Annotated in this window: 7 protein-coding genes and 1 pseudogene; 2 read left to right on the forward strand and 6 right to left on the reverse strand. The window is 42.0% G+C overall.

All coding sequences use genetic code 11. The features are described 5' to 3' along the window. Positions 1 to 4 precede the first annotated feature (4 nt). From Q4546_RS13620 to Q4546_RS13630, 3 genes are all read right to left on the reverse strand, one after another. Complete coding sequence (locus tag Q4546_RS13620; protein ID WP_241903462.1) at positions 5 to 1,231, reverse strand: TonB family protein; 1,227 nt, start codon at positions 1,229 to 1,231, stop codon at positions 5 to 7. Continuing rightward, complete coding sequence (locus tag Q4546_RS13625) at positions 1,228 to 1,602, reverse strand: BlaI/MecI/CopY family transcriptional regulator (protein ID WP_102436565.1); 375 nt, start codon at positions 1,600 to 1,602, stop codon at positions 1,228 to 1,230. The genes Q4546_RS13620 and Q4546_RS13625 overlap by 4 nt, the downstream gene beginning before the upstream one ends. A 401-nt stretch (positions 1,603 to 2,003) precedes the next feature. Continuing rightward, positions 2,004 to 3,560: an ammonia-forming cytochrome c nitrite reductase subunit c552 gene (locus Q4546_RS13630; RefSeq protein WP_303446432.1), complete on the reverse strand. Its 1,557-nt coding sequence runs from the start codon at positions 3,558 to 3,560 to the stop codon at positions 2,004 to 2,006. 864 nt (positions 3,561 to 4,424) lie between these two features. Here Q4546_RS13630 and Q4546_RS13635 point away from each other — a divergent pair. Together Q4546_RS13635 and Q4546_RS13640 are read left to right on the forward strand one after the other, a co-directional pair. Further along, a pseudogene (locus tag Q4546_RS13635) lies at positions 4,425 to 4,586 on the forward strand (ISAs1 family transposase); the annotation flags it as partial. 335 nt (positions 4,587 to 4,921) lie between these two features. Beyond that, complete coding sequence (locus tag Q4546_RS13640) at positions 4,922 to 8,863, forward strand: rhombosortase-dependent M36 family metallopeptidase (RefSeq protein ID WP_303446433.1); 3,942 nt, start codon at positions 4,922 to 4,924, stop codon at positions 8,861 to 8,863. A gap of 112 nt (positions 8,864 to 8,975) precedes the next feature. On the opposite strand, the gene Q4546_RS13645 is transcribed toward Q4546_RS13640, so the two are convergent. From Q4546_RS13645 to Q4546_RS13655, 3 genes are all read right to left on the reverse strand, one after another. After that, positions 8,976 to 9,608, reverse strand: a complete 633-nt coding sequence (locus Q4546_RS13645; RefSeq protein WP_102437643.1) for a hypothetical protein — start codon at positions 9,606 to 9,608, stop codon at positions 8,976 to 8,978. Between the two features lie 252 nt (positions 9,609 to 9,860). Beyond that, positions 9,861 to 13,028 (reverse strand): efflux RND transporter permease subunit, encoded by a 3,168-nt coding sequence (locus Q4546_RS13650; RefSeq protein WP_102437641.1) that lies wholly within the window; start codon positions 13,026 to 13,028, stop codon positions 9,861 to 9,863. Positions 13,029 to 13,041: 13 nt separating this feature from the next. Continuing rightward, the gene (locus tag Q4546_RS13655) at positions 13,042 to 14,391 is read right to left on the reverse strand and encodes an efflux RND transporter periplasmic adaptor subunit (RefSeq protein WP_241903496.1); all 1,350 of its coding nucleotides are present in this window, start codon (positions 14,389 to 14,391) and stop codon (positions 13,042 to 13,044) included. Positions 14,392 to 14,539 lie beyond the last annotated feature (148 nt).

Consider the following 14,539-nt stretch of genomic DNA (forward strand, 5'->3'; position numbering starts at 1 on the left):
ATCATTAGTTCACTTTAATGCGCTCTACATCTGCAGCAGGCTCATGGATGACAAAATCAAGCTGCACTTGTGCATTTTTAACGCCATTTTCTGATTCGTTATAAACCCATTGTGATAAGGCATCTTTAGCTGATTGGTCAAATACACCTGTAGGAGATGACTTAATCACTGCAACATTCGACACTTTACCGGATTGACTAATATCAAACTCCAGTTGCACATAGCCATTGAGCCCTGCAGTTGCCGCTTTAGCAGGATAAATAGGGTCTATACGCATTGTAGGGACAACATGTGTCTCCGCTTGCTTAGCTTGTGAACCGGCATGAACTTGCTGGTTTATTATTAATCCACTGATACCTAATGCTAGGGTGATCCCCATGATGACGAGTGTGTTTTTTCCGTGCTGTTTTTTCATCTGTATAATCCTTTCTTTTAAGATGGTTTTATCTCCATAGTGAGTGTGTAACATGCTCAAAGGAACATGTTGCGAGTAGGCCAATAGCGCATGGCTATAGGCAATTTTATTATTTTTATCCATTTCTGATGTTACTTGAGCATCACACGACAACTCTTGGTCATGTCTAAAACGCCTGTAAGCAAACCACATCAACGGATTAAACCAGAACATCAATAGCACGCTACAACCAATGACATTGCACCATAAGTCTTTACGCTGATGATGGAACGCTTCATGAGCGATGATTGCTTGCTGTTGATTAATATCTAATGATTTGAAATTTAACGGCACCAGAATACAAGGTGACAATAACCCCACCAGCATTGGAGACTGAACGGATTCATGAGCCAATATATCAACCCCCTTATTGGTTTCAGCGACTTTAACCGCTGAGGCCACAATGGGATTAAATTGAGTCTGTTGGTACACCATACTCAATAATAACAAGCTCATAATCGCGATGTATAAGTAGTCGAGATACAGTGAGCTAATGAGCATAGAAGATAGCTTGATAGTATCAGTGGCAAGCACTTGATAATGCTGCATGACTGCAGCAGGCTCAGGCAATGACAACCATGAAAGCTTTAGGTGCATAAAGCCCTCAGGAAACCACAGCTGACCTACTGAAATTAGCAATAGTATCGGCACTGAACTCCATAACACATAAGTATAATGGGCACCGATTTTTGCCAAAATAACCCGATGAAACACCATCATCGGTAAACAAAATAGCGTTAATATTACGGTTTGTTCCATAAACCAATTCAGCATCATTTTTGCTCCTGCTGCCAATCATCAAGTAATGACTTTAATTCAGCAACATCTTCAGCTGATAACTTATTGTTCTTTGCAAAACCCGCCACTAAAGGGGTTAACTTGCCAGAGAACATACGTTCAACAAATGATTCGGACTCTTTAGCTGTGTAGTCATGCTCAACAATCAATGGTGAATAATGGTAAACCCGACCTTGCTTCTCAAAACTAATCGCCTGCTTTTTTACTAAGCGGTTAATTAAGGTTTTAACGGTTTTTTCATGCATGTCATGACTTAATGCCAGAGCATCAACCACTTCAGTTGATGTTAAAGGTGCCCGTTGCCAAAGTTGTTTAAGGACTAATAGTTCGCTATTGCTGATGTCTTTCATCGTTTACTTCCAATGCTATTTGTTTTCGATGCTATTTTTTCAATACTGTTTTTTCAATGCAGTGTTGGATAAAAGATGTTTGAAATACTGCTTCTTTCAATAAAGTTTGCTTCAAACATTAGGATTACGGTTGTAATCTCCAATTAAGATTACAATCGTAATCCTAATTAAGCAACACCTTATTTGCAGTTTTTTTGAACAGCTATATTCGTGAATGGAGACTATGGCCAACATGCCAGTAAGTGAAAATGCAGCTTAAGCGACAATAAAGTGATGTAAATCAAAACAAAAATGCCAGTCGATTTACATCGACTGGCATTGGTTTTAATGGCTATCTGTACTGTGATTGAATTTAAATAAACAGTATGGAAAGTCTATTTCATTTCAATCAACTAGCGAGCTTACTTAAGCTCTGCTGGCCATTCTTTTTTAACGCGCTTATCTAAGAATATTTCTTTAGACGCTTGCATTGCTTCTAAGTCAAGACCCACTAAAGGTTGTACCTTCGCTTTAGTGTCGTACTTAGTCGCATCATACTTGTAGCTAGGTGCGTACTTGGCTAGTAATGCATTAGCTTCAGTCAATGCTGCATCTAAAATGCTATTAGATTTTTTAAGCAAACGTACTGCTTCAGTCGGGTTATGCGCATGAATACCGTGAGATGCTGTTGCACTATCCCAGAACCATTGCGCATTTCTGACTTTAGTCAGTAAGCTATTCATTTCACCGGCTAATGGTGTTTTCGCTTTAAGTGCAGCTTCATAGTTGCCTTTTGCTTGTGGAATAGTTTGACCAGCTTCTAGGCCTTTAATGCCATTAGCAGCCCAAATAGCTTGTGCTTTAAAGTGTACTTCAGTTAACCGTGGGTCGGTGCCATTAGCATCGAAACGTAACTTAGTGATCTCAGCTTTACGCTCATCAAGGATCTCTTTAAAGTCACCGGCTTCATGACAAGATTGACAGTCTGCTGGCAATTTATCAGCTTCAAAAGTCACTTTATGGTTAGAGAATTCAGCGCCTTTAGCGTTAGTCGCTTTCGGCATATGACAAGTGGTACAACCAAACTCTAAATGGTCATCCATTGCATGTTCTGTTCTATCTAACATGTTTTCAAATTCTGGATGCTGCGCTTTAATCATTGGCGCACCAGATACTGCGTTGGTCCAATCTTTAAAGCCGCGTTGGTCAAAATACGCAAGTTGTGCTTCAGCAGCAAAACCTACATATAAACCGTCAGTACCTGTGTAATTAACAAACTTTTTGTAATCTGTTTCAACGCCTGGTACCCAGTAATCCATTGGGTATTTCACTTTTTTGCTATCAGTGCCATCAAAATAGTATTCAACATGACACTGAGCACATGTTTGGCTAGCTTGCATGATTGAATCTTGCTTAGCGAAATCTTTACCAATTGTTTTCATCGCACGATCGGCATACGGACGGCTCAATCTAAGCTCTTCTTTACCTAACTCATGACAATCAGCACAGCCGATTGTGTTAGACATTTCATGACCCCAAGTTGACCAAGCATTGTCAGAGAATTTACCTTCACCTACTTCGTCATACATGCGAGCAACATCAGGGGTTTTACATGACCAACAACTAGCAGCCATTGCTTCACCAACCACTTTGCCGTCATGACCAACAACAGGGTGGCCTACCCGCAGAGTTTTAATAATATCTGTTAATGCATAATGGTGACCACGAGCACGGTTATAGTCTTTAGCAAAACCATAACCCGCCCAAGCCGAAACAAGGTTTGGGTTAGCCGCTAAAAGATCGTCAAGCTCGCCATTGGCTGGGGTACTTTGCTCAGTTTCAGCCCAAGTTTTATATTGCTCAGGGAAGGTTTGCTGCCAGTTTTCACTCTTGTATAGATCAACATCTTTAGCAACTGCAGTACCTGTAAAAACTGCAGATACCATCACCGCTAGCGCTAGCTTTTGTAATTTCATCATCACTCCAAATGGAACTTTATTTATATTTATTAGCATTCATCAATTGCTATAACTTTAATACTTACTTATTAAAGTTTAATAAGTAATATCACAGGAAATATAAACTCACATTTATTTAAATCATTAATGTGACAATGTTCTAATCCAATACAATAACCTTGCATCAAAGCAATACTACTTTTGAGGTATTGATAATACTATTATATAAAAAACCTTTGAATGAATCATGAATCTATCTTTTAAAAAGTAGCCGCCAATAAAAAATAAAAAATAATCAATAACTAATACATTGAAACCAAATACGCCATCAAGTGTTAAATAAACATTAATAAAAGCTTAATTCAAACTTAAATAGACAGGATTTTAATTGACAGATCAAAAAATGAGAAAAACAGAAATTCATACACTCATTAAAAATAGAACGTCATATATCAAACCAATAAAATAGCAGATAACTAATAATCAATTGCTAGCAGAACTAATAAACTCAATAATTAATTAGTATTAAGTTTATAAGGTGAAGGTAATATTAATTTTAAAATTAATACTTAATGGCAATCGCGCCTTGCTTCAGCAATTTTATGATGAGTTTCATTAGCCGCGGTGAGATTGGTATCACAAACAAAATACTTGCGACTTAACTGGGTTAGCCAGTCAGTTTAGTCATCACACCAGCTAATATTGCCAATGTTAATTCACCTTCAAGTGACTCCTTTATCCATGGGGAGTTCGCGAACGTTTTATGAACAATAAAATCTGATTTGACCTAAAGGTTGAGCTGTGATCATATGCTCTCTTTTTCTAGAGTAGCAATCATGAGTACCGACGCATTTTCTCAACATTTTAGCAAGCTGAAAGATCCCGGCGGAGAATTTGGCCTGCATGAGGCATATAACGTTAAGCATGTTGCGTGCGGAAACAACAAAGAAGGCGAGTATTCGTCGGAAACAAAAGATAGCAGCTATGAATATCGACTATTTTGAGAAGGTATTTATGGCTGGTTGCAAAGCTTTGAGCAAAAAATAAACACTCATGCTCTCACCCTGCTCCTTTATCGCTCCATTAGTTCCAGTAATAGAAACTTTACACTAACCCGACCCTACCATTTTTTAACATAAATTTTAGTAAAAATTTATGTTAGATGATTTATTACCCCGTGAGCATTAAAGTATTTTTTGCAACTAAAACAACACTATGCGTGCGTGCGTAACAAATCTAAATCAAGTCACCAATCCCACAAAAAACATATAGCCGATAATCCGCAAAAAACAATTATTTAACACAAACCTATCTTATGTTACAAATTGTACACCCTCAGTTTATAGAGGGGCCGTAAAAATTTTAAGGATTAAGGATGAGACATGAACTTTAATAAAACAGCAATAGCCACCGTTATTGGTGCAACTCTTTCAAGTATGTCATTTAGTGCTTTAAGCACTGAATTGAACGAGGCACCAAACTATAAATCATTTGATAAAGCTCAACTTGTTAAAAAGTATAATAAAATTGAAAATGCCGCGACCGTCAGCGGTATGAAAAATCAATTTGATGCTCAGCTAGGTAAAACCACATTCCAATGGGCTGGTAAAAATCAGTCTACGCCAAACTTAGGCGCCCTAAAAACAGCCAACAAAACGGCTTATGCCGCCGATTTTTATTTGGCTCAATTAACGGGTATGTCATCAGCTAAAAGAGGACTGGCTCAAGCGGCTCTAGCAAATACTCATGATATGGGTCGCGGCCCGATTATTGCTAAATATAAGCAAGAAATTGCCGGTGTTGAAGTATTTAACAGTGAATTCAATGTCATGATGGACAGAGAACTAAACCTTGTTGCTTCTTCTGGTTACTTTAGTTCTTCAGCCAATACTAAGTCAGCAGCTTCTATTTTAAAGAATACTGACTCTGCATTTGGTGATGCTGCCAATTCAATAAACGCTGCATTTAAGGCAATGGGTGGCAACAGTAACGCAATAACCCTAGCCTCAAAGTCTTCGAATGGAAAATATGAAACATTTGCCGTGACTAACACAGCTAATGATAAAGTGTTGGTGGGTGAACCTCGCGCAAAGAAAGTATTCTTTGAATATAAAAACAACTTAGTTGCTGCCCACTACGTCGAAATTGAAACAGGCTCTGTGGATAGCCGTGAGTCTGAGTATTTCAGCTACGTCATTTCAGCTAAAACCGGTGAAGTCCTATTTACGAAAAACTTAACCAGTCATGCCGCTGATTTTGATTACCGTATCTACGCTGATGCTGACGGCAAGCCTTGGGATAGCCCACACGGCAATGTGATGCCAGCTCCAGAAGGCAGCGATGTTGACGCTTATCTAACCGCACCTTACTTAGATGCACCATTAGTAGGTTTAAGCCACGGGCCAATTAGCACAATGGACCCTTGGTTAGCAGATGATGCAACAACTACCTCAGGTAACAATGTGAATGCCTATGTTGATGCTGTAGCACCTCAAGGCTTCACCAATGGTGATTACCAAGCAGAAACCACCAGCGCTAACACATTTGATTATGTATACAATGTCAATGAACCTGAGTACTCAATAAACAACCGCAAAGCCGCTATTGTTAATTTGTTCTACATGAACAACTACTTACACAATGATTATTATGATCATGGTTTTGATGAAGCAGCAGGTAATGCCCAAGCTGTAAACTATGATCGAGGTGGTATTGAAGGCGATCCGCTCAATGTAGAAGTACAAGATAACTCAGGCTTTGATAACGCTAACATGTCGACCCCTGCTGATGGTGCGTCACCACGCATGCAGATGTATTTATGGGAAACCACTCAAGCTGAAAACGGCGTTGATTATGGTTTAACCATCACTTCTCACGCTGCATTGGGTTTATTAGACATTGTCCAATTTTCAAGTTTTGGTGCCGATGTTTATGAGATCTCGGGCGATTTAGTTCGTATTGAAGATGGTGTTGACCCAATTAGAGATGGCTGTGAAGCTTCTGTGAATGGCGCTGATATTGCTGGTAAAATTGCCATTATTGACCGCGGCGCATGTAACTTCACCGTGAAAGTTAAAAATGCCCAAGACGCTGGCGCAGTGGCGGTGATTATTGCCAACAACATCGATGATGGTACCCCTGCACCAATGGGCGGAGCTGACGATACAGTCACAATTCCAAGCATGGGTATTAACTTCAGTGACGGCGCTGCTATATATGCGCTTTTAGATGCAAATGAAACTGTTTCTATTGAAATGTTCAAGAATGACCTAACCCGTAACTTTAAAGACAGTTCTTGGGATAACGCCATTGTTGCCCATGAGTGGGGGCACTACATCAGTAACCGTTTAGTCGGTAATGGTTCGGGTTTAAGCAGTAATCAAGCACGTTCTATGGGTGAAGGTTTTGGTGACTTCCATGCATTATTATTTGGCTCAGATGCTGCAGATAACTTAGTAGCAGGTAACGAGGATTACGCTGGCGCATATGGCGATACTACTTATGTAGCAAGCTTTGTAAACGGTATCCGTGAGTTCCCATATTCAACTAATATGGACATTAACCCATCGACATTTGCTTATGTTGAAAGAAATCCACAAGTCCATGGTTCGGGCTCTGTCTACGCTGCAATGTTGTGGGATTCATTTATCGGCTTAGTTAACGATGAACGTCATACCTTCGACGAAGCTAAGAGCTTGATGAAAGACTACTTAGTTGCCGGTTATAAAATGATGCCAATGGCGCCAACCTTTACCGAAGGTCGTGATGCACTCCTTGCTGCAGCCTATGCTAACGATATTGAAGATTATAAAGTGATCTTAGCCGCTTTCGCTAGACGCGGAATGGGTGTCGGCGCGAAGTCACCAAGCCGTTTCTCCACCGACCACGCAGGTGTTGTTGAGTCATATGAAACTGAGTTAGCCACTTACGCAGTAAGTGAACACATGCTCAATGCCAACTACGAAGGCTTGATGTCAGGATATTGTTCAAGCGATAACATTCTTGATAAGGGTGAAACTGGCACCATTAGCTTCACTATTCAGAATAATGGTACTGAAGCATTAGCAGGCCTGACAGGGACTGTTATGGTTGAAAGTGATCATACTGTCACCTTCGCCAATGAAGGAGTTATTAGCTTTGATGATATTGCGCTATTTGGCTCAGCAACCAGTTCACCATTAGAATTTACCCTAGATAACGCAGGAACAGGCGAAGAGCTAGTACTGAAATTTGTACCTGATGTTGCCGAGGGAGCTGAAGCTGATGAATATATGCTATCAACAACGGTTAACGTCGACTTCGAAACTCGCGAGTTAACGGGTACAGAGCAATACGAAGATCTTAACACCCTTTCTAGGTTGAATGACTTTAGCGAGAATGTGATGGCTGGCGGTGATATGGCTGGTGGCACTTTCGGTTTAGATCAATGGGATGAGTTCGATGGGCTCATCTCAGCAACAGGCAATAGCTTTACTTCAGATGTCGCCTATGAAACTCGCCCAATGACTGTGGGTTTCGCAGGGGATTACACCGTTAGTTTCTGGCATTTATATAATTTAGAAGAAGGTTTCGATGGCGCAGTAGTTGAAGTCAGTATCAATGGTGGTGACTGGGTAGATGTTATCGAGGCTGGCGCCACATTTGAAGGCGACGGTTATACGGATACTGGCCTTGAATATACAGAAGCAGCTATTGCTGACCGTGACATGTACTCAGGTATAAACTGGGGTTTTGAAACCATTAACTTTGGTGAATCACTCAACGGTAACCAAGTACAGTTTAGATTCCGCGTAGCCACTGACTCAGCCGTTGTCCCTGACCCATTCTCAGGATTTGCTGCAGGTTGGTATATTGATGATATAACCTTTAGCAATATCCAAACGAGCATTTTCTCAGATGTAGTCGCAGGTGACACTTACGCGTGTGAAAACCGTTTACCAAGCGTCTCGGTCATGGCAAATGCCGCAGAAGTTAATGAAGGTGAAGAAGTGACCTTCACTGCGACAGCAATTGATGCTAATGCTGCAGATACTTTAACCTATGTGTGGGAACAAACCGCTGGTACTGCAGTAACATTCACCACTACAGATACGGCTGAATTAAGCTTTACAGCACCATTAATTGACTCTGGTTCTGAAACACTTGAGTTTACATTGACTGTAAATGATGGTGTAGCTGATGTAGTAACACCTATATCTGTGACGGTTAGTGACATTCCAGTTGTAACAGAGACCCCAAAAGCTAAATCACCTTTTGGTGGTGGCTCTATGGGTTGGTTAGGATTGATATTATTACCATTTGCAGCGCTTCGTCGCCGTAAATAAGGATTAATAAATGCTAAAAGCCACAACAACTTGTTGTGGCTTTTTTATTTGTTCGCTGATTTAAAATCTTATTTACTGTCGTATTTTAAAACTCGTATTTAAAAATTAGCATTTAAAACTCCGGAACATGAGCTTTGCCACTATAGTCGACCTCTAACTCAACCACGCTAAATCGCACATCTTTGGCTAACTGTTTATACCAAGCATACAAATCTTCATCAGCAGAATGGGGAGCAAGTCGATAGGTTTCTTTAGCTATGTTATCTATAGAAAAGTCGCTTTCAAGCCACTGCGGAGTGACAGTTGAGATAATAACAAAAGAGCCTTTCACAACGCCGTAGTCATTCATTTGCATATTAAACAGTGACTGACCGGTTTTGATAACCACATTATCCGTAATAAATTTTTCATTATTGATTGCCACAGAATACTGAGATGGCTCACCTGCTGCAGAAGTTTGAGCTGTAGATAAAGCGTTGATCTTTTTCTGTTTTTCAGTTTCAATGTTGGCAGTCAGGGGTTCTGTCAGGCTTACTGTATCGACAGCATTTAACGTCGCGGGGTTTGCCTCACTTTCCTTACTGGTACTCTTGTTACTAGCCTTGTTCATGTCTGAATTAATGTCCGAGTTAGCGGCTGAGTTAATGGCAGAATTAGCGGCTGAGTTAATTTCCACTTCTTGAGGCTTATCAGCACTGCAGCCACAAAGTGCGACCAATGACGCTAGCATAATTACTTTTTTCATTACTTCCCTTAACGAAATAGATTATTCCCTTCCACTTTACCCTGCCTTAGTCAAAGTAACAAATACGCAAACTTATATTTGTTCAACCCAAATATATGAATTAAAACGAGACAGTTTTGTCGATTCAGTGAGCTTATAAACGCCTTATTGATGATGATTAATCACCAATAGAGAAGCCGGAGCACTGCAACTACACTGGTAGTTACAGTACTCACACCCATACAGGAAAATTGTTACCTGACTTAAAGCTGGCTACTTTCTGCGATAGATCCACTGATACATAGTCGGTAATACCAACAGCGTCAGTGCGGTTGAACTAAACAGTCCGCCGATAATCACTATCGCTAAGGGTTGCTGAATTTCACTGCCGACACCTGATGAGATCAAGATGGGAATTAAGCCTAAAGCAGAGGTTAGCGCGGTCATTAATACCGGACGTAATCTACCAACAGTGCCCTCATAGACGCTATCAAATAGACTTTCATCACCGTCAGTAGCTTCAACAGTTAACCGGCGTTGGTTAATCGAATCCACCAGCACCACCCCGTTTAGCACCGCAACGCCGAATAAGGTGATAAACCCGATAGAGCTAGGCACAGACAGATAAGTGCCCGTGACATAAAGCGCTACTACACCACCAATCAAGGCTAACGGCACATTAGCCATAATCAAGGCGACTTGTTTGATCGAGCCAAAGGAGAAAAACAATAACAAGGCAATTAGGCCAATTGATATTGGCACCACTAACATCAATTTTTGTTGCGCGCGTTGTTGGTTTTCATATTGACCGCCAACGACAACGGTATAGCCTGCAGGCAATTCAGCTTGCGGCACAATGGCATAGATATCATTAACCACTGAACCCATATCACGACCCGAAACGTTTGCTTGTACCACAACACGTCTTTGCACATCATCACGGCGAATATTCGGTGGCGCCATTTCAACGCCCACTTCAGCCACTTCCCCTAATCTCACTTGGGTGCCATTTACGCCCATCATGATCAAATTACCTAATACATCAGGTGAGCTACGGTACTCTTTCGCTAAACGTACGTTAATATCGTAGCGTGCATTACCATCAATCACTTGGCCAGCACTCACACCACCAATACCTTGGCTAACAAGGTTCATCACTTGATCGACACTTAACCCATATCGAGCCAGTTGATCGCGAAGTGGCCTAATAACCAATTGCGCTTCACCACTGACTTGCTCAAGTGATACATCTACAGCGCCAGGAATAGCACTGACAAGCTCAGTAAGTTGTTGACCTTTTTCAGATAGCACATCTAAATCTGGACCAAAAATCTTAATGGCTAATTGCGCTTTAACCCCTGACAATAATTCATCAACGCGGGTGGCAATAGGCTGTGAGAAAGTAAACAATAATCCAGGGAAGATACTCAGCTTTTCTTCCATCAAATGTTGTAGCTCAAAGCGATCGCTGGCGCTTTGCCATTCACTGACGGGCTTTAAGCCAATGTATATTTCAATGTTACTCACTGGTTCAGGATCGCCGCCTAGCTCAGGTGCGCCAATACGACTTAGCGCATATTCCACCTCAGGAAAGTCCATTAGCATGGCTTCAATTTTAGGAGCAATGTCGAGCGATGTCCCTAGACTTGCCGTTGGCGCAAGCGTGACACGTAAGTTGATGGTGCCTTCTTCAAGTTCAGGGACAAACTCTGTGCCTAAACGTGGCACTAACATCATGCTGGCAATAAACAACACCACGGCGGTGCCCATCACTGTCACTGGACGATTCATGATTGATGCGAGTAATTTACGGTAACCTGCTTCAATCGGCGCTAAAACCACGCTTTTTTTGATGGTAACGCCACGATTAAATAGATATACCGCCATCGCGGGTACGGCTATTAATGCCACTAACAAGGCTGAAATCATCGCCAGAATGATACTTACCGCCATTGGCTGGAATAATTTACCTTCTACCCCCTCAAGTGCAAATAACGGAGCAAATACCACAATGATAATCGCAGTAGCAAAGAAGATTGGGCTACATACTTCTTTAGCTGCTTTCATCACTTTGGCAACGGTAGATGTTAAGTCAGTCGTTTTGGAATCAGTATTTGATCCATCCGCTAAGGTGCCTTCCTTTCTGGTTAAATGCTTGAAAATATTCTCAACCATCACCACTGAGCCATCAACTAACATCCCGATGGCAACAGCTAAACCGCCCAAAGACATCAAGTTAGCAGACATGCCGTAATACGACATGATAAGTAGTGCCATACCAATAGAGATCGGGATAGACAGTAATACCAGTAAGGTCGCTCTGATGTTGACTAGAAATAACGCTAAGATGATGACAATAAAGAAAAATGCCATTAATAAAGCATTCACCACGGTCGTCACTGCTTGTTTAACCAGATCAGATTGATCGTAAAACACCTCAAACGATACGCCTTCCGGTAGCGATTGTTCAATTAAGGCCACTCTGTCACTGATATCATCAATGGTCGCTTTAGTATTTGCGCCCATGCGCTTAAGTACGACACCCGCGACCACTTCACCCAAGACTTCGACTTTATCATCTTGCTTTCTAGTCATAGTCACGGCGCCAACACGAATTTCACTGCCATAAGCCACTGTCGCAATATCTGCTACCCGTACAGGCGTGCCGCTGACTTCGGTTAATGAAATTTGGCCAATGGCTTTAAGCCCTGCATCACCAGCAGGCAATAAACCGTAGCCACGAACAACTAGCTGTTCCTGACCTTGATCCATAAACCAGCCGCCCGCATTACGGTTATTGCTTTCTAATGCATCGGTGACTTGCTGCATTGTCAGGCCATAACTGAGCAATTTATTGGGATCAATTTGTACTTGATATTGACGAACATCACCGCCAAAAGATAACACTTCAGTGACACCACTCACTGGCATCATGATCAATTTGACTAAGTAATCATTAAGACTACGAAGCTCTGCAGCGTCGACACCTGACTCTGGTGTTGCACGCAAAATATATTGATATATCTGCCCTAGCCCTGACGTATTAGGGCCAATTTCTGGCACCCCGACGCCGTCTGGGATCATTTCACGGGCAGCTTGCAGTTGTTCAAACACTTGCTGACGAGCAAAGTAAATATCGGTGCCTTCAGCAAATACCACTGTCACTATCGACAAACCGGTGCGAGATAATGACCTCACTTCAGTCACTGCAGGCAAGGCATACATTGCCGATTCAACCGGGTAACTGATCAGTTTTTCAACTTCTTCTGCCGCCAAACCTTCAGCCGCGGTATTGACAGTGACTTGTACATTGGTGACATCCGGAAAAGCATCGAGATTGAGTTTGGGTAACATAAACGCACTGGCTACAGCGATACATAGCAAGGCTAAGCCGACAAGCAATCGGTTACGGATGGCAGACTCTATCAATTTAGCTAACATGGCTTATTCCTTCCTAGTGGTTGTGGATATCAAAACCGGCTTTCGCCAATTCAGATGCCAACAGGAAAGCACCGCTAATCACTACCTGACTGTTTGGTGCCAGTCCGGTAACCATGTTCATGCCACGTTGACGTTCAACGACTTCAACTTCTACCGCTTCAAAGCCATCCTCAACTTGAATAAACACCTGCCAATCTCCATCACCGCCGCGAGTTAGTGCTGCGTCGGGTAACACCACACCGCCATTAAGCGCATTAGGTAAATATAATTCGGCAAATTGCCCTGCATGCAAGCCGTACTCAGTATTATTGATACTGACAAGCACTTGCTCGGTACGTGTAATCGGGTTGAGTTCATGCGAACGACCAATAATCGTGCCTTCAATCGAGACCTTGCCCACCTTTACCATGGCTTTATCGCCAGATTCAATACCATCAGCTTGTATAGCTGACAGTTGCGCTTCAACCCATAAGTGCGACTCATCAGTTAACTGCATTAATGGCGCACCGCCTGCAGATACTTGCCCTAACATGGCGACATCTTGTTGAACACGGCCACTAATGGGTGCCAGTAATTTGAAACTACCTATTTCACTCGGCTTTGAAGTTAACGCCACTATCTGTTCAGGCGACATTTTAATTGCTTCAAGGTTTGCTCGGGTTAACTCGGCTTGAACTTGAGCCAGTAAGCGCCGACTGGCCGTTACGGTATTCTTATTCATGCGATTTACTCGGCTCAACTCAGCGGCCGCTGTAATATAATCAGCCTGAGCTTGCGCAACTGCGACCCCCCCTAAGGTCAACAGTACTTGTCCTAGAGTCACTTCTTGCCCCGGTACGACGTGGCGCTTTAATACTCTGACATCTAATTGCGGCGCTATGGTCATGGTGCGATCGCGATCGACAATCAATGTGGCAGTAGCAACATCATCTAAATTAAACGTGCCAGCACTGAGGCTGACAACATTAATACCAGCAAGTTGTTGTTGCTGTTCGCTTAATACCAGCGCTTCATCACTGTGATCATCGACTGTGTCATTACTTTTTTCGACTAGAGCTGCAGCTGTCTCAGTTACGCCTTTTTCATCTTGGGGTTCATTATTTTCAGGAGCCTGCTCTTCTGTCACATGAGCTTCTGCAGCATGCTCTTCACTGCTGTGGATATTTGCCTGTGCAGCATCCGTATTAGCGTAAACACATCCGCTCATACCAACAGCCATACCAACAGTCACAGCCATCAATAACCCAAAGCTAATACTTCTTAAAAAACCACCTTTGAGACGGTTTGAGTAGGTCGCACTTATGTCATCCGATTTAAATTGATAAATCGCCTGTGTAGAAGGATTTAGTTGCATATTTTTCATCTTTATTACCTATGTGTCCCGCAGTTATTGCGGGGGTTTACTGATATAAAAGCGGTTATTGATAACGCTTTGCGATAGCGTTCATTTGCGACTGTTTATCGGTTCATAAACGTCAATCAACAACATAAGAATGCTTAATATTCAGTAA

This window comes from Shewanella sp. 4_MG-2023 (genome assembly GCF_030548015.1).
Lineage (GTDB): Bacteria > Pseudomonadota > Gammaproteobacteria > Enterobacterales > Shewanellaceae > Shewanella.